Below are 19,107 nucleotides of genomic sequence, written 5' to 3'. Positions count from 1 at the left end.
TTTCATTTGTTATTAGATTTTTAATTTATATTCAAATTTACACCCGAATAAACTTATCTTTACTATCAGTTTACTTGAGGTAACTACTAACTTAAAATTAAGTGATTTATGAAAAAACCGTTATCAGATCCGCCACTTTGTACAGAAAATTTACTTGCAATGAATGATACACTTGATATTTTAGGTGGAAAATGGAAGCTTCTTGTTTTACATTATTTGATTATACGTGAAGGAGATACGAATACGTTTAAGAAGATGGAACGTGATATTGAGGGAATTTCGGCGAAAATGTTATCGAAAGAATTGAAAGATTTGGAAGTCAATAAAATGGTGTTTCGTGAAGTTCAAAATACCAAACCTGTAACCGTTGCGTATTCAATTACGGATTATGGTAAAACGACTAAAGAAATCATAGATGTTTTGGTTGATTGGGGTAAAAATCATCGGATGAAAATGATTAATGAATTTTAAAATCTTTATGAACGAATAGTTTTTTTCTGTTTTCGTTTTTTATTTCGCCAAATAATAAAACCTGTAATGGGTAAACTTGCCACAATTATTGAAGAAGTAAAGGCTAATATTTTACCAAATAAACCTAATATTTGTCCTGTATGAATGTCATACATTGAGTTTGCAAACTTTTTACCATTTGATAAATTCTCATTCATTAATTGAGAAACCTGAAATTGTTCCGAATCAAATTGATATTCGTCAACCGCATAATAGCGCAAACTTTTATGATACGCTCTTACGGCTAAAGGATTTTTATCAGGAACAGGTAAATAAATCCAATACATAGAAGCTGTTGGACTATTTTTTAAACTATAAGCATATGCCGAATCAACAATAGTGTAATTGTTTTCTAACATTTTTTTAGGCTGATAGACATATCCTTTTTCTTCATTAGGAAATGATTTTCCTAAATTAACAATTTGCGTATATGAATTGCGAACAGGTTTGAAACTAAATGCAATACCTGATAAAGCAACAATAAAAGCAATACTAAAAGCATAAAATCCCAATACATTATGCAAATCATAATTGATGCGTTTCCATTTTGCTTTGTATTTTATCGTTAATCCATTTTTAGCTTGTTTTCTCTTTTTGGGCCACCAAAGTATTAATCCACTTATCATAATCATGATAAAAATAACAGTCGAAAAACCAATTATATTTTTTCCGATATCACCCAATAAAAGATTCATATGAATGTATTGTATCACCAAGAAAAAATCTTGTTTCATATTTTCTTGATGTAAGATTTTCCCTGAATATGGATTGACATATACAAAGTAAGATTCTTTTTTATCATCCATCGTCATCACAACCGTTGATCGATCTTTATCCATATACATCACTCGAAGTACAACATGTTTAGGATTTTTGTCTTGTACTTTATGAATAATTTCACTTGGTTTTATGAATGGTTGATGAACAATTTCAACTTTTCTATAATCAAACAGCGCATCTTTTATTTCATCTTGAAAACAAAAGATAGCTCCTGTTATTGCTACAATACAAACAATAATACCTGTAAATAATCCAAGCCATTTGTGAAGGAAAAGAAAATATTTTTTCATTAATAAAATTAATTTAGAATAAATAAAAATTATATTTGCAGCAAATATAAATTATTTAAAAACACACTATGAAAAAAAATATCATCTGTTTAACAATTTTATTTGGGAGTGCCTCGCTGTCATATGCCCAAACGAATGATAGTATATCCACAGATTTGAATGATGTTGTGGTAGTTGCTTCAAGAAAACCTACTAAAATATCTGATTTGGCAGGAACTGTTTGGGTGATCAATCAAGAACAAATTGCGCAACAAGCTAAAAATGGTGTTCCATTAAAAGAAGCTTTAGCGATTATGATTCCAGGGATGGATGTTGGCTCGCAAGGAAGATCAAATTATGGACAAAATATGCGTGGACGTTCGATGTTAGTGATGATAGACGGTGTTTCCTTAAACAGTATCCGTAACATAAGTCGTCAATTGGATGCAATAGATCCATTTAATATCGAAAGAGTTGAGGTTTTATCTGGTGCAAGTGCGATTTATGGCGGAAATGCGACAGGTGGTATTGTTAATATTGTAACGAAAAAAGCGCTAAAAAATGGAATTAGTGGCGAAACAGAACTTGGTTCACGTACAGGTTTTTCAGGAAGTGATGATCATGATTGGCGTGCTGCTCAATCTATTGGTTACAAAAATGATAAATTTACTGGACGTTTGGCTGTTGCATTTCAACAAAATGGCGGAGCTTATGATGCAGATGGAGATCAAATATTTGCAGATATTTCGCAATTAGATTTACAATATAATCAATCGATAGATGTGTTGGCAACAGCAGGTTACAAATTCAATCCGAAACATCAAATCAATGGATCTGTGCAATATTATCGTTCAAAATATAGTGGGGATCGTAGTTTATATTTAGGTGAAAACATTAGTGTTTTAACCAAAGGAGATGCTTCTGTTTTGGAAATGCATGATGGTTTTGATACGGATAAAAATCCAGGAACAGAGCGTGTAATGGGAACATTGAGTTATAATGGAACGAATATTTTAGGAGGGCAAGACGTGTATGTTCAATTTGCTTCTCGTGTTGAGAAATTAGGATTTTACCCATTTCCAGGTAATTTAACGTTGCCTTCTGGGACAAGCCCTTATATGTCGGCTTCTCAACAAGATACGTATTATTCGGGTCTAAAGGCTGTTTTGGTAAAAGATTGGGGAAAATTGAAATTAACATACGGAGCGGATATTGACTTTGAAAAGTTTGAAGGTCAACAAAATGTATTTGATTCTCAAAAATCGTTATCAAGTGGAGGAATGATTAATCACACTGTTTTAACGATTGATCGTTATCCGACCAATCATTCTACAAGTTTTGCAGGATATGCGCAAGCTGAATATGATATTTTACCTCAATTGAAAGTTTCGGGAGGAATTCGTTACCAAGATATTTCAATTAAATTGGATGATTTTATCGGTTCTACTCAACAATTGCAAATTGCTAATGGTTATGGAAACAGTGCCGATTATATTCCAGGCGGAAAAAGTAGCTATAATATGACGATGTTAAATGCTGGTTTGTTGTATAAAATTAATGAATTGAACCAAGTTTGGACAACTTATTCACAAGGAGTTTCGTTGGCTGATCCATCAAAATTTTATGGATATGGAAATTATAAATTTAATTCGGCGACCAATAATTGGGATTTAAGTTCGAGTGTGAATGTAAAAGATTCTCCTCTTTCTGGTGTGAAAACAGGACAATTTGAACTTGGTTATCGTTTCAGAACAAATAATGGATTTAAAGGACAAATCTCTGGATTTATCAGTAATTCCGATAAAAATATTGCTTTAAAACGTGATGGATTAAATCTTTGGGTAGAAGTAGTCGATCAGAAATTAAGAAATATGGGCGTAGAAGCAGAGGTTTCTTACACGAACGGAGGATTTTATGTTGGAGCAAATACATTGTTAATCAAATCTGAAGTGGAGAAAAATGGTGATTGGCAAAAACAAGATGTTTCAACTTCTGGACCTTCTAAATTTACAGCTTACGCAGGTTATGGATTTGATAATTTGAATTTTAGATTTCAAACTTTGCAAAGCTTCAAATACACAGATGGTTTGGAAAATGTGATTGATTCTTACAATACATCAGATTTAATGATTGCTTACAAATTACCTTTCGGTAAAATTAATTTAGGTGTTCAGAATATTTTTAATACCGATTATCAAACAATTTGGAGCGCAAAATCACAAGTTTTGTATAGTGCATATAAAGTTCCAGAATTGTTCTATTACGCTGGACGAGGAAGAACTTTTAATCTAAGTTTTACATACAATTTTTAATTTATGACAAGCGAATCTTTTGATTCGCTTTTTTATTTTAAGGGAATTAAACATCAAATTAAAAAATAAGATTAATAATTGTAGGAATAATTCTGAAGCCAATAAAGTAAAAAAAATCGTAGAGTAGGATAGGTAAGAGAGAACAAATATATGGGCTGTTTCTTAATTTTTAAAGAATAGCTTTTTCAATTCATTTTATATAGAAGTTCTATAATTTCTACCAATTATTAATTTTATTCGATTTATCTAAAATCTCTTGAATTAATTTATTAAAATGATTCTCCAAACCAGTTACTGCATCAGGATAATCGACCTCATTCTTTTTATTATAGATAGAATTTTTATTTTTGTTTGTTGGATTCAATACAAGATAATAATAATCTCCTATGCTCGAATTCCACTTTCTTGCTTCAAAAGAAGGTCGATTAATTCGAATTTTATCATCTTTAAAGAGAACTGTAATCGAATAAGATAAGTCATATTCCATCTTTGACTTTCCTATTTGCATATAACTCATTTTCTGTTTTACCGCTAACGCTTCCTGTTCATATCCGTTAATTGTTATGCTTTCATTTTCGGCTAAACTCAATACTTCCTTTGGATCTTTGTACATACTCGATAAGGCTGACAACACATTTCTGTATAACTCATTTTTTTTGGTATTTGGTTTATCAATTACGATATAATCAGTTTTATCTTTAGATGAAACAAATCCATTTGATGTTAAAGTAAAATATTGTGCATAGCTAAATTGCGATAAGCAAATAATTGTAAATAAAGTATATAAGGCTTTCATATTTCATTCGTTTAAATACTAATTTAAGAAAAATGTCTCATTTTGAGAATGAATATTTAAAAATCAATGTGTTAAAGTTTATGAATATTGTTTATATAAAATATTTTACTTCTTGTAAATAAGGTTGATTGAGCTATGTTATTCATCCTTCACACTTCGTCAATCCATTTGTATAAATCGACTTCGGAAGAGATGTCAAAGGTTTTTCTTAATCTACTTTTTCTTGTTTGCACAGTTCTTATTGCAAGGTTATTGTATTCTGCAATATCTTTGGTTGTAAAACCTAATTTGAGTAAAGAACAAAATTTGAATTCGTCTGGCGTCATTTCAGGATTAATGGATAAAAGATTTGCATAGAAATTCGGAAAAACTAACTTAAATTTAGGAATATAAGCTATATCGTCTTTTACAGCGAGTTTTACGACTTCTTCTATCGCATAAATTTGAGTATCAGTTCTAAGTTTTCGCCTTAGTTCGATAATCATTTTTTCGCTTCGCATGGTTTGTTTGTATAAACGGGCTACTCTAAAATGTTTTGATAGAATAAAATATCCGAAACAAATAATTCCTATGAACGTTTCAATAAATGTAAAAATTCTTTGATTTCGTGTATATGTTTTGTGTTCGGAATCTTCGATTGTAAAAATCCTAAAATCATAATAATGACTTATTATAAATAATATCAACGCAATAGTATAAATGATGATGTTTAATTTAACCGTATCTTTTTCATTGAATATAAATAATGAAGCAATCAGAATTACAAAATAATACATTGACAAGCCGTTTCCAAATCCCTTTGTGGTGGAGAAAAAGAAAATAACAAAAAGTAAGAAGATGAGGTTAAATAGCCAAGCTATAGGTTTAAACCAAATTTTAGTGAAGAAAAACACAATCATATAAATTGTTCCAATACCTATTAAGGCACTAAAATAAATGGTATGACCAAAAAATAAATCGCGAATTCCATTTACATAAAACACGATACCTAAAGCAAAAGAAAAAAAATTCATTCTTTGCGCGTATATAAGTTCTAGTTCGTCTATTTGGGAGGGGATATGTCGATTTAAAATAAAATTCCAACTTTTCTTTATCATCATTCCGCAAATATAATTATTCGAGAAGTTTAGCAAAGTATTGTAAATTAACGATATAGTTATAAAAATACGAGATAAGTAAACTTTTTCAATGAAGAAGTAACTTCTACACTCTTATTTTTAAAATTTTAAGAAACATGTTAGAAAAGCTTTAAAATAAACGTAATTTCTAATTAAGTCTCATTATAAATAAAATAGATAAAGTGTTTTAAATCAATATTGTGTATATGTAAATATTGTTTTTGATATACTATGGTTATAAAAATATTTTTTTCCACTTTGCTATAGAGTTTCTACTGATGTTAAAATGCTTAGCTAATTGAACATCATTTAAACAATGTTTTTTCTGATAATTTAGAATCTCAATGATATCTGATTTCAAGTAAGCATAATGTTTTCGGTCAATTTCAGATTTGTAGCCAAATATTTTATTATTTATATCAATAATATCTAAAGATGATACCTGCTTTTTATTAAAAAAATAGGAGAACTCCTGTTTCTTTTCAGGAAACATTTCATCTAGAATATCATTGTAAATTTTTTTATAATTTGGTTTTATTATTTGTTCTTTTCTAGCCATTTGTGTAGAGTTGTTTTAGGTATTCTATAGTTCTCAATGACTTGTTTTGTCGTCATTTTATCCGTTTTAATTTTATCTACTATAAAATCAATTAGCTCTTTTGTATAAAGGTTTTTTATGAATTGAGGTAAAGAGTTTCTTTTATCTGTTTGATTTGGCGGATTTGGAGGAGAGAATAAAATAAGATGTTGGAGTAAATTCTAAAAAAATCATATTCTAATAATTTGCTCCATCTCAATAAAATTTTTGAGTCTAAACTTTCAGAAGAATACATTTTTTGAAGATCTATTTCATTGCATTTTAAAAAATTACAAATACGTGTATTTTCAATGTTGCATTCATTTACTCGTTGAAGAATAATAGATACGATATGGATGTTTTTGAAATTCATTGTTTAGAATGTTTAATTTTTATTTGTTACAAGCACGGGATATTGCTATCCCGCTTTTGTAACTTGAATAGGTTTGTTTGGTTAAAACATTCTGGTAATTCGGCAGTACCATTTTCGAACATTATCGGCATTATTTGTCGTGTCCATATTATCGATGGTAAAAGACATTTCTACTTTGTACCATTTATTTCCTTCGAGGATAAAATCAAAATTATATCCTTCGGTATTATTTGAGTATGTAACCGCAGTACCTGGTGTCGAAACACCTTTTACCATATTTACACCATATCCTAAATACATTCCGTTATCAAGATTCTGATAACCATTAGGAGCTAGGATGACATTCGCATCACCACGTCCTTCTTGGGAAGTCATTCCCATCCACCAAAATTTTTGAGCTTCATTACTTATATTGTATACTCTAGGCACAATGGATACAGGACCTGCGGAATTAGAACTTGAGGTTGCGAAAGCATCAAACTGAAAAGTGTCTTCAATCGTTGGCATTTTATCTCCATTGCTGCTTAATAAAACATTGGAAAGACTTGCTAAAATACCCGTGCCACTAAAATATTCTGATTCGCCTCGAGAAAGTTCATTTTTTCCTACAGTAGCAGAACAAGATTGTCCAAAAAAATCTATTGCAAATTCTGCGGTATTTGGTGATGAACCAGAAGGAGTTCCAGTTATTGAGTATATTAGTTGACCAACGCCATATTCTAAATCACCATATTGTAATGTAGCTGTAAGACCAGTTATTCCTGTCGAAAGTATTGGCGAACCAGCAGGATAAGATCCTCCATTTCCTCCTGAATAAGGAATTACTAAAGTTCCAATATAAGGAACTCCTTGTTCGAATTTTTTTGGTGTGATATAAGCTAAATTACAATCTAATTTGTTAATAGAAGGAGAAATACTACTTCTTGTAGAAAATTTAACCCATTCGGTTCCGTTCCAATAGAGATAACCTTCTGTTGTTAATCCTCTTTTTCCTAAGTTGTAAATTAGCAATCCTATAGCAGGATTGGCTATTGTGGTTTGGTCTGTGTTGCTTTCTAACGAAACTTTAGGACCTAAAAAACCTCTTTTGTTGCCATTAGAGGCACCATCTGTATTTACATCCAAAATAGCTGATGGATCTGGAGATATTGTTCCAATTCCAACACTACCAGAAGACGTAATTACATAGTCATCTGAAGCTTGTAAAGGATCTGGAATTCCTGTTTTTGGATTTGTTGTTTCGGGAGAAGATTTACCATCTACATTAAAAATTCCTTGAGGATTTTCTGTATTAATCCCTACTTGCCCGAAAGAGAGGACAGAGAATAAAGTTGTAAAAAGGAAAACACTTTTTTTCATACTTTTTGTTTAGTTTTAAAATAATGTGCAAACCTATTGGCTTTTATTTTTTGAGGAAAGAGATTGACTACGACAAAACTACTTTAAGGCATACGACATAGCTACTTTATTGTTTTTAGTTGGATTGTGTTTTTTATCTATTGTAGAGTTTTAAAAGTGTAATTATTTTATTTACAGTAGTTTATTCTTTATTATTTCGGTAAAAATATTATTTTATGAATTTGTCCCCTTATTTGTCCCCCCTATAAAAGTTAAACTCATTCTATAATTAAGTAAATTTAAATGCAATTTATATAAATTGTCATTTTACTCTCCTCTTCCCATTAGTATGATAATTCAAAAAATTTAATTTATATGAACGAAGGAACAATTGGTGAAATTCGGATGTTTGCAGGTCAGTTTGCCCCTAAGAATTGGGCTTTCTGCCATGGACAAATGTTGCCTATTAATCAGAATCAGGCTTTATTTAGTGTACTGGGAGCAATGTATGGAGGAAATGGCGTAACGACTTTTGCTTTACCGGATTTTAGAGGTCGAATTCCTGTAGGTTTTTCAAATGAAATTCCTTTAGGGGAAATGGCAGGAGAAGAAGCACATGCCTTAACTTCTACAGAAATACCTGCGCATATACATCTTGTAGAAATAAAAGGGAATCATTTTAAGGTAAGTGCGAAGGATGCTACTCAAGCAAGGATTACATCAGGTTCTAGTTTGGCTGCACCTGTTGAATCAAGAGGTCGTATGAAAGTTCCTACACAAGGTTTTGTACAGGCAGAACCAAATGTTGGGTTGAATAATAACTCCGTTGATTTAGGAGATGTTACACTGCAACCGCAAGGAGGAAACCAACGACATGAAAACCGTATGCCTTCTTTAGGGATGAATTATGTGATTTGTTTATTTGGAATCTATCCATCAAGAAATTAATTTATGGAACAAACAATAGGAGAAATTAGAATGTTTGCGGGGAATTTTGCTCCTTTAGGGTGGATGCTTTGTCAGGGACAATTATTGTCTATAAGTGAAAATGATGCGTTATTCGCTATTATAGGAACTACTTATGGAGGAGATGGTAGTTCTACTTTTGCTTTACCAAATCTTGCTAGCCGTGTACCAGTTGGAATGGGACAAGGACTGGGATTAAGTAATATTATTTTGGGTGAACAAGTAGGAGCAGAAAGTGTAAAACTTATGACTACTCAATTACCTGCTCATACTCATGTCGTAGATAAGAATTCGTTACAAGTAACAAATGGAATTGCAAGTAATATGTCATCTACTGCACACGAACCAACAAAAGGAAAAAGTTTGGGTGTTGCAACAAATAATGGAATTTCAACTTTAGGGTATAATCAAGAAGTACCTAACATGACGTTACATGAAACTTCCTTGAAAAATGAAGATTTAACGAAAACAACTTTACCAGTTGGAGGAAATCAGCCTCATAACAATATGCAACCTTATTTGGGGATTAATTTTATTATAGCAATAGAAGGAAATTTTCCTTCGCGAAATTAGAATTTATGGGAGAAGCTTATATAGGAGAAGTGAGATTATTTGCTGGCAATTTTGCCCCAATGAATTGGGCATTTTGTCAAGGTCAATTAATCGCTATTAAACAAAATACGGCCTTGTTTTCAATATTAGGGACAACATACGGAGGAGATGGACGAACAACTTTTGGTCTGCCTGATTTCAGAGATCATGTAGGAATAGGTGTAGGACAAGGACCTGGACTATCTGCAAGAGTATTGGGTGAAACAGGGGGAGAAAAAAATGTACCATTATTGACACATGAAATGCCATCTCATACACACGGAGTTGTGATGACGGATCAACCAAAGTTAAAAGTTAGTTCGTCTCCGGCTACACAATCGACCCCTATTACAGGTTCATCAATTGCTCAGCCTGGGTTTTTGGTAAACGGTTATTTTGCTCCAACAATGGGAGTGAATTTAGAAGAACCTGCAGTAGAAATAAATGCTAATATAGACATGAAATTGAGAACACAGGCTTCAGGAGGATCAATTCCTCATAACAATATGCAACCTTATATTGGGATGAATTATGTGATTTGTTTATATGGAGTTTTTCCTCCAAGAGGGTAATTAAATAAGAAAAATATGGAAAGTAATAGACGTTCTTTTCTGAAACATACCGCATCTTTAATGGGGATGACAATTCTAAGTCCTTCATTAAATGGTCTAGCAAATGTTTCTCGAAATATACATGATTTAATTGATACATCACATCTAACAATTTATCAAAGTAATGATTTGAATTTATCATTTCATCCATCAATTTACAACAAGATAAGAAGTGAATTGAATCAACAAATATCTAAAGGATTGACAGTTGATGCAGGTAATTTATTTGATTTAGATAAGATAAATTTAGAAATGCTTCAATCAATCAATTCTATTGGTTATCATGCTGTAGCATTAAGTTCAAATTATCTAAAAACAGATATTCAATCTTTTTTAAAATTAGCTAAATCATTTAATTTTCCTTTGATTAATTGCAATTATTCATCAAATGAGACTGGTTGGTCAGAATCTATCAAACAATATGTGATATTTAATACAAAGAATTTAAAAATTGGTATTACAAGTGTTGCACAAAATAGTATGAATTCTAAAATAATCGTAGAAAACCCTTACAAAGCTGCGAATAGAATTGCAAAAAAATTAAAATCTGAAAATAAATGCGATCTCGTGATCTGTTTATCTCAATTAGGAATGGATAAAACAAAAACGAATAGTAGAGATTTGGCTATAGCGAGTAAAAATATTGATTTTGTTTTGAGTACTACTGAAGGTCAAAAATTAAATTATCCTTTGATTTTGAGAAATAAAAATGATCAAGAAGTTATTCTGATGCAAGGTGGATCTGGAGGTGAATTAATTTGTAAAAGTGTAATAGGTTATGATAATGATAAATACCGTAATCTGTTTCATCAAGAATTTATTATGCCTACAAAAAGTTTTGCCAGTAAAACTGATATTCATAAAACTGTAAAAAATCTTCAAAATGTATAATCTCTAATTTTATGAAAAAAACTTTACAACGATATAAACTTACCTTATTACTACTTTTTGGCTTTATTTTTTCGTTTGCTCAAAATTTACCTTATACAGAAGATTTTGAAAGTGCAATAAATGATAGTTACACTTTTACAAGCAACGGAAAACTATTTAAAATAGAAAGTGCTCCTACGGTTGATTATCCTTTAGGTTCTTTTAGAATTCAGGGAAATTATCCTGGCACAGGATGGAATGGTACGGCTATAGATCATAAATACATTGATAATGACGGTGCAGCAGGATTTGGTGTTAATCCAAGTTTTAAGATAAAAAGTGAAGGGTTTAATTTTACCTCGAAAAATTTTTATCTTTTTTTATCTGATTATAATTTACAGCAATTTCCTCTTATTATGCCTGCACCAATTATGATAAATGGAAAAGAGAATGGGACAATTATTTTTACAGCACTTTATATTCCTTTAAATGTTCTTATGACGAATGGATATATTCAAGTTAATTTGAAAAATATAAATGGAATAGATTATTCAAATTATGCAATCAATGAACTTGAAATTTCTACAAATACTCCAACCAATTATGTTGGGTTAGATGCATTTACATGGACAGAAGTTACTCCTTCTTTGCCAACGATTTGGGAAAATGGCGTTTGGAGTGATGGTGTACCAACACTTACCAAAGATGCCATTCTTAGAGCATCATATCCTTATGATTTGGCTGCTAAAACACTCACATTTGAGGCAGATGTAACTGTTCCTTCAGGCGTTACATATACAGTTGATCGAAACGTTACCAATACTTCTCATCAGGTTGTTTTTGAACATGGCGCTTATTTAATGCAACAAAATGACAATGCTGTAAACATAGGAAATATTAGTTTCAAACGTCAATCAGAGCTAATTTATCGCTTAGAAACGTTGGATTGGTCTTCGCCTGTTTTTGGACAAAATATTTTGGCTTTATCCCCTAAAACATTACAAAATCGCTTTTATCGCTATGATGAGTCTACAAATAATTGGATCGCAAATATTAATGCAGCTGATATTTTTCAAAAAGGAGAATATATTGCGTTTAGAGCACCAAATAATTTTAATAATTATGGAGAAGGTGTAGCAAAAGTATTTGAAGGTACTTTTAATGGAGTTCCGAATAACGGTTCTGTTTTAATGATGTTAACTAAAAATAAATTTGGTAATAATGCAGTTGGTAATCCTTATCCATCTCCAGTTGACTTGAAGAAAGTTATATCATTCAATTCAGGAATGTCAACTATTTCGAATGTCTTTGTTTGGACACATAAAAAACCAATCGTTAATGGAGAATTTTCTGGAGATAATTGGATGATTTACAATGACCAAATGGGATGGAGTGACCCTACAGTAACCTCAACGACAATAGGTGTTGGACAAGGTTTTATTGTACAAGCAGAAAGTAAAGTAGTCTCACCAACACCAACATCAATACCATTTATTTTTAATAATGGTATGCGTGTTACGGGGAACGAAGTGATTTCATATAAAACGAAAGAAGATGATAAATTTTGGTTGAGTTTAAAACAAAATAATGAAACGTTAAATTCGACTCTTATTGGGTATAAAGAAGGTTCTACGAAACAATATGAAAAGGTTTTTGATGCAGAACCCATGCGAGTCTATCCTGGTATTTATTCGCTGATCGATCAGAAAGAAATGTCTATTCAAGGTAGAGGAGCTGAGTTTGATGAAAAAGACCAATTTGATTTAGTTGTTAACATCTTAACTGCTGGAAATTACACGATTTCGTTGGCGAAAACAAATGGAATTTTTGCGCAAGGGCAATCTATTTATTTAGTTGATAAAGAATTAAATAAAGTCACTGATTTATCAAAAGGGGATTATAATTTCATCAGTGATAAAGGTTATTTTGCGAATCGTTTCGAAATAGTTTATACAAACAGTTTATTGCATACAACTGATTTGAATGAAAAAAATAAACTAAATGTTTATACTGAAAATCATATAGTTCATATCCAATCAACTGAAAAATTAAAAACTGTAAAAGTTTATAATCTAGAAGGTAGCTTAGTAAAAAGTATATCTTCTTTAAATACATTTGAGACGCATTTTGATTTATCAACGTCGACTAAAATTTATGTTATTTGGGTTGAATCTTATGATGGAACTAAAATTTCTAAAAAAATAATTGTAAAATAATGTGAGATGAAAAAACAATTAAAAAACATTTTATGTGGAAGTTTATTTTTATTGCTTCCCTTTACAAATCTACATGCAGAAGATGGAAATTCTAGTATTAGTTTTTTTAGTGAAGACACTGCGAATACAAATCCTGGAGGACACGATCCTGGAGATGATCCTGTAGATGGAACACCTATAAATTCATATACAATAGTTTTGTTATTTACAGCTGTTGTTATAGGTTATTATGGAAGAAATAAATTAATAAGAAATCATTAAAATTTTTGTGTTTTAATTATTAAAAGTCTGAGTTTTTCTCAGACTTTTTTGTTTTAATTATTGACTCTTCTTTGGATATTGTTGATTAGAAAATTATTATTTTTTTGCAACAGTTACAAATGTTAAACCTTTTGAAATGTGATTATTGGCTTAATGCTTGTAGTGAAATATAGAAGACTACCATTAAAAATAAATCACAAAAAATAATTACTATGGCGAAATTAAAAAGAAAGGACTATAACATACATTATGTAGATTATGGTAATAAAATGGCGCAACCTATTGTTTTGATACATGGTTGGCCACTTAGTTTGCAATCTTGGGAATATCAAATTCCAAAAATTGTAGATGCGGGCTTTCGTTGTATAGCATATGATCGTAAAGGTTTTGGAAAGTCTTGCGCAACTTGGGACGGTTATGATTATGATGCTTTAGCAGAAGATTTACATGCTTTGATTGATGAATTGCAATTGAAAAATGTTGTGTTAGTTGGTTTTTCTATGGGAGGAGGAGAAGTAGTGCGTTATATTGCGAATTATGGAAACAAAAATATTTCGAAAGTAGCTTTAATTAGTTCGATTATTCCTTTGGTAAAACAAACAGCTGATAATGAAAATGGTGTTCCGCAGAAAAATTTAGATGAAATTGTACATCAACTTCAAACTAATCGATTGGAGTTTTTAGATGGTTTTCATAAAGGTTTTTATAATTACGGATTATTAAAAAAATCAGTGAGTAAAGAACAATTAGATTTTGATTTTTCTGTTTCGTCTCATGCTTCACCTGTTGCAACTTTGAAAGCCGCTTTGTCTTGGATGGATACTGATTTTAGAAAAGAATGCCAAATGATTGATGTTCCGACTTTAATTATACATGGAAAAGAAGATCAAACTGTTCCTATAAAAACTGCTGGCGATCAAGCTTCTAAATTAATCCCGCATGCCACTTATATTGTTTACGAAGATGCTCCTCATGGTTTAAATATTACTCATAGAGAACAATTGAATATGGATTTAGTCGAGTTTTTGTTAAATATAGAACACGAAAAAGAATAAATTATGAAGCAATTAAATAAAAAGATGATCTCAGGTTTAGCGTTAGCAGGGTTAGGAGGGTTGACATACGCTTGGTTGAATTGTCGAAAAGTTAAAATCCCGGATTATGTTACAGTGGTCGAAAATTTTGATCCGCAACAATACATGGGAAAGTGGTATGAAATTGCACGTTTAGATTTCAAATACGAAAAAAATATGAGTCATGTAACTGCGACTTATTTTTTGAATAAGAAAGGTGTAATAGAAGTTCATAACAGAGGTTTTGATTATAAAGAAAACGAATGGACAGAAGCTCATGGAAAAGCTCAGTTGAATGGAGAAGAGGGGAAAGGAGCTTTAAAAGTTAGTTTCTTTGGTCCATTTTATTCAGGATATAATGTTGTGTTGATGGATCCCGATTATGAAACGGCTTTGGTTTTTGGTGAAAGTCATGATTATATGTGGATTTTATCACGACAAAAAACAATTTCGGAAGCAACAAAACAAAAGTTTCTTTTGTATGCAGAAGAAAAAGGATATGCGGTAGAGGAACTTACTTGGACTGTACAAGATTAAGTTGATAAATATAGTTTCATCTCAAAGGGCTAATTTNNAAATTAGCCCTTTGAGATGAATGATGAATATATTATTCTGCTAATGGATTAATTTGATCTGCTGTCGGAAAATCTTGTCCCGTATTACCAATCGTTTTGTTTAAGTCAAATTTTGCAGCATCAGACATATTAGCACCACCCGCTAATTTTGCTTTGTCTAATAAATCGAGTGCTAATTTTTCTTCTTCACGTTGTTCAGCAACCAACCATTGTAAGAAATTCCATGTTGCCCAATCTTCTTCCTCCATACTCATTTTTACAATTTTGTAAATGGATTCGGTATTTTCGATTTCCTGTTTTAAAACAGCTTGAAAACACTCTAATACATTTTTAGGTTCAGGACCAGGTTTTTTAATGGCTTCAATTCTTACAGTTCCACCACGTTCTTGCACATATTCTATAATTTTAGCCATATGTACGCGCTCTTCCTGAGAGTGTTTCATCATAAAATTTTTAACTCCGTCCAATTGATTTTCATCTGCCCAACATGCAAGCATTAGATAAATTTGTGCCGAAAAAGCTTCTAATGTAATTTGATCATTTAGTGCTTTTTGTAATGTTTTAGAAATTCTTGTTGTATTCATTTTTAAGGGTTATTTAAGTTGAAAATATTGAATGGAATTTTCGCACCAAACCCGTTTTTTGAATGTTAATACTTTCTAAAATGTTGATATTTAGATTCGTTTTAATTCTTTTTATATATCTTGAAGACTTGAAAAATTATTTAAATATAGTTTTTGATAAACTCGGAAGGTGTAATTCCTTCTAAATTTTTGAATACTCGGTTGAAAGTTGATTGATTCGCAAAACCTGCTTCTGAGTATATATAAAGTAATGTCACTTTATTCAAATCACTATTTATGATTAAATCTTTTGCGTATTGAATACGATAAGAATTTAAATAATGATTAAAATTGGTAAAGCCTTTTGATTTTAATGAAGTGGATAAACATTTAGATTGACGTATTGGGTCGTGATAACTTATATTATTTTTTATACATTAAATACATATCAACTATTTCATATTTAAGGTTTCACGTAAAACAAAAAAACTCTCTAAAATCAATTTAAAAGAGGTTATTATTTATACTATTTTGTGTTTTTGAAACTAAAATTAGAATTGCGCAGCAGTTACCAATTTTGTACGCTGTATTATTGTTTTCTGTATGTTGTCGTTTTCTTATCTCCATTTTTTACTATTAGATTATTTTCAACTGCATTTTTTAAATCTCGACTTGCAGTTGCTGAAGATATTCCTTTGAAATAAATCAGATAATCTTTTCTTGTAAATTCATTATTATTTTGCTCAAGGAAGATTTGTATTCTATCTTCATTAGAAAGTTTTTTGCTTGAATTTTCGAGTAATTCAGCGAGAGAATTGTCAATTATTCTAAGCATATATTCAATAAATTTTGTTGATTTTCCTTCTTTGTCTGCTTGAGATAATGCTTTATAATATTCTTCTTGATTTTTAGAAATTAAAGTTTCAAAAGGAAGAAACTCAAAGATAGGATAGTCTTGCATTAAGATCAACATTTGCCACAACCTTCCCATTCTTCCGTTTCCATCTAAAAAAGGGTGAATAAATTCCATTTCGTAATGAAAAACACAACTTTTGATTAAACTCAATTCTGATTTGTCTTTTAAATATTCGAACAAATCTTTCATTAAATACGGAACATTTTCGAAAGGTGGCGCAATATGTTCTACTTTCGAACCCTTTACAATTCCAACCCCTTGATTTCGATATTTTCCAGGGTTTTGAATTAATTTTTGAAGCAATAGTTTGTGAGCGTTTAGAAAATCTTTTTCATCGTAAGGTTTTAGTTTGTTGATATTTTTATAAACTTCCAAAGCATTTAAAACTTCAAGAATATCTTTTTCAGGCCCAACAACTCTCTTATTTTCCAAAATCGCCGTGATTTGTTCTTCCGTCAAAGTATTTCCTTCAATGCTTAATGAAGAATGTATTGTTTTTATTTTATTTTGTTTTCTTAAAGTTGGATTCGTTTTAATTAAAAATTTAGCATTTACTTCTCCAATTTTTTCTGAAATTGATGAGATAAATTTTAAAATTTCTGTCGTTATTTCGTAAGGTGGTTTCATTTTATGATACTATCATTTGATACTATCACAAAAATAGATTTTTAATACGAATTTAAGGTGAAAAGTACGGGAAATATTGCGTCACATCATTGTTTTTTTACGAAACATCTACATCTATTTTTCGTCAAATTATTCCAAATATACAATATCCATCTCACAATGAAATATAGTTTTACATAAATACAAAAACCTCCTAAAATCGCTTTTAAAGAGGCCGTTTTTATACTATTTTGTGTTTTTATACCTAAAATTGGAGTTGCGCAACAGTTACACATGTTAGCTGTAGCACATTTTATTGATTTCTTATTCGATTAGTTTATCTTTCTGATTTCAATTTACTGTATATTTCTAAATCAGTATAAAAATTAGAAGTTAATAATTCACCTTGTCTTTCAATTCCTTCGAATACAAAATCTAATCTTTTAGGAATATTTTTACTTGGTACATTATTTACAGCACATTTTATCTGAATTTTATTTAATCCAAGTTCATCAAAAGCAAAATCGCAAATTTTTCTAACAGATTTTGTTACAATTCCTTGTTTTTGATAGTTTTCAGAAAGCCAATATCCAATTTCTGTTTTATTATTTTGTTTATCGGTATCTTTAAAACCAATTAACCCTATAAATTTATCAGATTTTCTAATAGTAAATACAAATTCAAATTTATCTTCAGTAGCATTAACAATGGATTTTACAAAGTTTTCAGTGTCTTTAACTTCTTTTGTAAAAGCAACAAAAGGTAACCATTTTCCTAAATAATCTCGTTGACTATCAATTGTATTAAAAATTTCAATTGAATCAGCTAAATTTAATTGTTTTAGTTCTAAGTCTGTATCTATTTCAATTCTCATTTTTATTGGTCTGTTTTTGTTGTGTTACAGTTAACATCGTAATTTACGAACTAAATAATAGAAAAGTTTCCTTAAATATTCCCTATATCTACATTTCGTTAAATTACTCGCTAATATAATTATTTATATGTGAATTAATACTTTGATAAAATATAATTTATCGTTAGCGAAACTCTCGAAACAGTTCAATAGTATTTTAAACAAAAAACTCCATAAAATCACTTCTAAAGAGGTTATTATTTATACTATTTTGTGTTTTTGTACCTAAAATTTGAATTGTACAACAGTTACCGATGTTAGCTCTAGTCTTTATCTTTTGTTTAATTATGTTGTATTTTTAATATTTTTTGTGCAATATTAATTGCTTCTTCAAATGATATTCCATTTTGTTGATCAATTTGAAGAGAATGATTTTCTTCAATTATTTCAGCATTTGGAATTAAATCCAATCCATTTTCTTTAGCAATAATTTTAAGATTTAATGTATTTTCATATGTTGGAATTTCATTTTGTAGCCAACCAAAATATGGTTCATTATGTATTCGATTTTCATTATTCCAATCTTCATTTCGTTTAATAAAATTTTCTTCGCTAATTGTTGTCCAAATGTCAAATTTTAGATTTTCTTTGTAATCAATAATTGGAATTTCAATTCTAACTCTATGAAAAAAATGTTTATCAATTACGCATAAACTCTTTTGATAATCAACGCGTTGTTTAAGTTCATTTTCAGGAATTGAAAAATAATAATTTGGAAAATCACTTCCAAAAGTTAAAGGAATTTCGTCATAAATTTATCCTCAACAAAGACACTTAAATTTATCTTCGTTTTTTTTTATTTATAAACTGGAATAACTTTATTATCATTTGGTACATAGTTTTGACAAGATTGCAGATAACTGGACGTACTTT

20 protein-coding genes are annotated in these 19,107 nt (G+C 30.3%); 10 read left to right on the top strand and 10 right to left on the bottom strand.

Features of this window, described 5'->3' with window-relative positions; all coding sequences use genetic code 11:
• The first annotated feature begins 108 nt into the window (after positions 1–108).
• Positions 109–471 (top strand): winged helix-turn-helix transcriptional regulator, encoded by a 363-nt coding sequence (locus tag B4A23_RS11290; protein ID WP_291120067.1) that lies wholly within the window; start codon positions 109–111, stop codon positions 469–471.
• A 5-nt stretch (positions 472–476) separates the two neighbouring features.
• Here B4A23_RS11290 and B4A23_RS11285 read toward each other — a convergent pair whose 3' ends face one another.
• Positions 477–1,580, bottom strand: coding sequence for a PepSY-associated TM helix domain-containing protein (locus tag B4A23_RS11285; RefSeq protein ID WP_291120064.1), 1,104 nt, complete (start codon positions 1,578–1,580; stop codon positions 477–479).
• Positions 1,581–1,648: 68 nt separating this feature from the next.
• On the opposite strand from B4A23_RS11285, the gene B4A23_RS11280 reads away from it, so the two are divergent.
• The gene (locus tag B4A23_RS11280) at positions 1,649–3,871 is read left to right on the top strand and encodes a TonB-dependent receptor (RefSeq protein WP_291120062.1); all 2,223 of its coding nucleotides are present in this window, start codon (positions 1,649–1,651) and stop codon (positions 3,869–3,871) included.
• A gap of 217 nt (positions 3,872–4,088) precedes the next feature.
• Here B4A23_RS11280 and B4A23_RS11275 read toward each other — a convergent pair whose 3' ends face one another.
• The 4 genes from B4A23_RS11275 to B4A23_RS11255 form a co-directional block, all read right to left on the bottom strand.
• A complete protein-coding gene (locus tag B4A23_RS11275) occupies positions 4,089–4,667 on the bottom strand; it encodes a hypothetical protein (RefSeq protein WP_291120060.1) in 579 nt (192 codons plus the stop codon).
• 149 nt (positions 4,668–4,816) lie between these two features.
• Positions 4,817–5,680 carry a helix-turn-helix transcriptional regulator gene (locus tag B4A23_RS11270; protein ID WP_291120058.1) on the bottom strand — a complete coding sequence of 288 codons (864 nt, stop codon included), beginning with the start codon at positions 5,678–5,680 and terminating at the stop codon, positions 4,817–4,819.
• Positions 5,681–6,020: 340 nt separating this feature from the next.
• Positions 6,021–6,344 carry a helix-turn-helix domain-containing protein gene (locus B4A23_RS11265; protein ID WP_291120055.1) on the bottom strand — a complete coding sequence of 108 codons (324 nt, stop codon included), beginning with the start codon at positions 6,342–6,344 and terminating at the stop codon, positions 6,021–6,023.
• Positions 6,345–6,816: 472 nt separating this feature from the next.
• Complete coding sequence (locus tag B4A23_RS11255; protein ID WP_291120052.1) at positions 6,817–8,094, bottom strand: hypothetical protein; 1,278 nt, start codon at positions 8,092–8,094, stop codon at positions 6,817–6,819.
• A 354-nt stretch (positions 8,095–8,448) separates the two neighbouring features.
• On the opposite strand from B4A23_RS11255, the gene B4A23_RS11250 reads away from it, so the two are divergent.
• The 8 genes from B4A23_RS11250 (at position 8,449) to B4A23_RS11215 (ending at position 15,198) form a co-directional block, all read left to right on the top strand.
• The gene (locus B4A23_RS11250) at positions 8,449–9,021 is read left to right on the top strand and encodes a phage tail protein (protein ID WP_291120049.1); all 573 of its coding nucleotides are present in this window, start codon (positions 8,449–8,451) and stop codon (positions 9,019–9,021) included.
• Between the two features lie 3 nt (positions 9,022–9,024).
• Positions 9,025–9,612: a phage tail protein gene (locus B4A23_RS11245; RefSeq protein ID WP_291120044.1), complete on the top strand. Its 588-nt coding sequence runs from the start codon at positions 9,025–9,027 to the stop codon at positions 9,610–9,612.
• Positions 9,613–9,617: 5 nt separating this feature from the next.
• Positions 9,618–10,202 carry a phage tail protein gene (locus B4A23_RS11240; protein ID WP_291120040.1) on the top strand — a complete coding sequence of 195 codons (585 nt, stop codon included), beginning with the start codon at positions 9,618–9,620 and terminating at the stop codon, positions 10,200–10,202.
• Positions 10,203–10,217: 15 nt separating this feature from the next.
• Positions 10,218–11,132, top strand: a complete 915-nt coding sequence (locus B4A23_RS11235; RefSeq protein ID WP_291120037.1) for a hypothetical protein — start codon at positions 10,218–10,220, stop codon at positions 11,130–11,132.
• Positions 11,133–11,143: 11 nt separating this feature from the next.
• The gene (locus B4A23_RS11230) at positions 11,144–13,327 is read left to right on the top strand and encodes a hypothetical protein (protein ID WP_291120035.1); all 2,184 of its coding nucleotides are present in this window, start codon (positions 11,144–11,146) and stop codon (positions 13,325–13,327) included.
• Between the two features lie 6 nt (positions 13,328–13,333).
• On the top strand, positions 13,334–13,588 hold the full coding sequence (locus B4A23_RS11225) for a hypothetical protein (RefSeq protein WP_291120032.1): 255 nt from the start codon (positions 13,334–13,336) through the stop codon (positions 13,586–13,588).
• Positions 13,589–13,800: 212 nt separating this feature from the next.
• Positions 13,801–14,643: an alpha/beta fold hydrolase gene (locus B4A23_RS11220; protein WP_291120030.1), complete on the top strand. Its 843-nt coding sequence runs from the start codon at positions 13,801–13,803 to the stop codon at positions 14,641–14,643.
• Between the two features lie 3 nt (positions 14,644–14,646).
• Positions 14,647–15,198: a lipocalin family protein gene (locus B4A23_RS11215; RefSeq protein ID WP_291120028.1), complete on the top strand. Its 552-nt coding sequence runs from the start codon at positions 14,647–14,649 to the stop codon at positions 15,196–15,198.
• Positions 15,199–15,268: 70 nt separating this feature from the next.
• Here the strand turns inward: B4A23_RS11215 and B4A23_RS11210 are convergent, their stop codons facing one another.
• The 5 genes from B4A23_RS11210 to B4A23_RS11195 form a co-directional block, all read right to left on the bottom strand.
• Positions 15,269–15,820, bottom strand: a complete 552-nt coding sequence (locus B4A23_RS11210; protein WP_291120025.1) for a ferritin — start codon at positions 15,818–15,820, stop codon at positions 15,269–15,271.
• Positions 15,821–15,960: 140 nt separating this feature from the next.
• Entirely contained in the window at positions 15,961–16,203 is a 243-nt protein-coding gene (locus B4A23_RS16565; protein ID WP_414647085.1) for a helix-turn-helix domain-containing protein, read from the bottom strand.
• A gap of 185 nt (positions 16,204–16,388) precedes the next feature.
• Positions 16,389–17,342 carry a Fic family protein gene (locus tag B4A23_RS11205; protein WP_291120023.1) on the bottom strand — a complete coding sequence of 318 codons (954 nt, stop codon included), beginning with the start codon at positions 17,340–17,342 and terminating at the stop codon, positions 16,389–16,391.
• A gap of 316 nt (positions 17,343–17,658) precedes the next feature.
• Positions 17,659–18,195: a GNAT family N-acetyltransferase gene (locus B4A23_RS11200; protein ID WP_291120021.1), complete on the bottom strand. Its 537-nt coding sequence runs from the start codon at positions 18,193–18,195 to the stop codon at positions 17,659–17,661.
• A gap of 320 nt (positions 18,196–18,515) precedes the next feature.
• Entirely contained in the window at positions 18,516–18,977 is a 462-nt protein-coding gene (locus tag B4A23_RS11195; protein WP_291120273.1) for a DUF2199 domain-containing protein, read from the bottom strand.
• Positions 18,978–19,107: the final 130 nt, after the last annotated feature.

This window comes from Empedobacter sp. UBA7248, from assembly GCF_002472945.1.
GTDB classification, from domain to species: Bacteria; Bacteroidota; Bacteroidia; order Flavobacteriales; family Weeksellaceae; genus Empedobacter; species Empedobacter falsenii_C.
This window is presented reverse-complemented; position numbering and strand designations above follow the sequence as displayed.

Excerpts from the sequence above, each read along its gene's own strand:
- B4A23_RS11290 (WP_291120067.1), top strand. The coding sequence starts at position 109 with ATGAAAAAACCGTTATCAGATCCGCCACTTTGTACAGAAAATTTACTT.
- B4A23_RS11285 (WP_291120064.1), bottom strand. The coding sequence starts at position 1,580 with ATGAAAAAATATTTTCTTTTCCTTCACAAATGGCTTGGATTATTTACA.
- B4A23_RS11280 (WP_291120062.1), top strand. The coding sequence starts at position 1,649 with ATGAAAAAAAATATCATCTGTTTAACAATTTTATTTGGGAGTGCCTCG.
- B4A23_RS11275 (WP_291120060.1), bottom strand. The coding sequence starts at position 4,667 with ATGAAAGCCTTATATACTTTATTTACAATTATTTGCTTATCGCAATTT.
- B4A23_RS11270 (WP_291120058.1), bottom strand. The coding sequence starts at position 5,680 with ATGAATTTTTTTTCTTTTGCTTTAGGTATCGTGTTTTATGTAAATGGA.
- B4A23_RS11265 (WP_291120055.1), bottom strand. The coding sequence starts at position 6,344 with ATGGCTAGAAAAGAACAAATAATAAAACCAAATTATAAAAAAATTTAC.
- B4A23_RS11255 (WP_291120052.1), bottom strand. The coding sequence starts at position 8,094 with ATGAAAAAAAGTGTTTTCCTTTTTACAACTTTATTCTCTGTCCTCTCT.
- B4A23_RS11250 (WP_291120049.1), top strand. The coding sequence starts at position 8,449 with ATGAACGAAGGAACAATTGGTGAAATTCGGATGTTTGCAGGTCAGTTT.
- B4A23_RS11245 (WP_291120044.1), top strand. The coding sequence starts at position 9,025 with ATGGAACAAACAATAGGAGAAATTAGAATGTTTGCGGGGAATTTTGCT.
- B4A23_RS11240 (WP_291120040.1), top strand. The coding sequence starts at position 9,618 with ATGGGAGAAGCTTATATAGGAGAAGTGAGATTATTTGCTGGCAATTTT.
- B4A23_RS11235 (WP_291120037.1), top strand. The coding sequence starts at position 10,218 with ATGGAAAGTAATAGACGTTCTTTTCTGAAACATACCGCATCTTTAATG.
- B4A23_RS11230 (WP_291120035.1), top strand. The coding sequence starts at position 11,144 with ATGAAAAAAACTTTACAACGATATAAACTTACCTTATTACTACTTTTT.
- B4A23_RS11225 (WP_291120032.1), top strand. The coding sequence starts at position 13,334 with ATGAAAAAACAATTAAAAAACATTTTATGTGGAAGTTTATTTTTATTG.
- B4A23_RS11220 (WP_291120030.1), top strand. The coding sequence starts at position 13,801 with ATGGCGAAATTAAAAAGAAAGGACTATAACATACATTATGTAGATTAT.
- B4A23_RS11215 (WP_291120028.1), top strand. The coding sequence starts at position 14,647 with ATGAAGCAATTAAATAAAAAGATGATCTCAGGTTTAGCGTTAGCAGGG.
- B4A23_RS11210 (WP_291120025.1), bottom strand. The coding sequence starts at position 15,820 with ATGAATACAACAAGAATTTCTAAAACATTACAAAAAGCACTAAATGAT.
- B4A23_RS11205 (WP_291120023.1), bottom strand. The coding sequence starts at position 17,342 with ATGAAACCACCTTACGAAATAACGACAGAAATTTTAAAATTTATCTCA.
- B4A23_RS11200 (WP_291120021.1), bottom strand. The coding sequence starts at position 18,195 with ATGAGAATTGAAATAGATACAGACTTAGAACTAAAACAATTAAATTTA.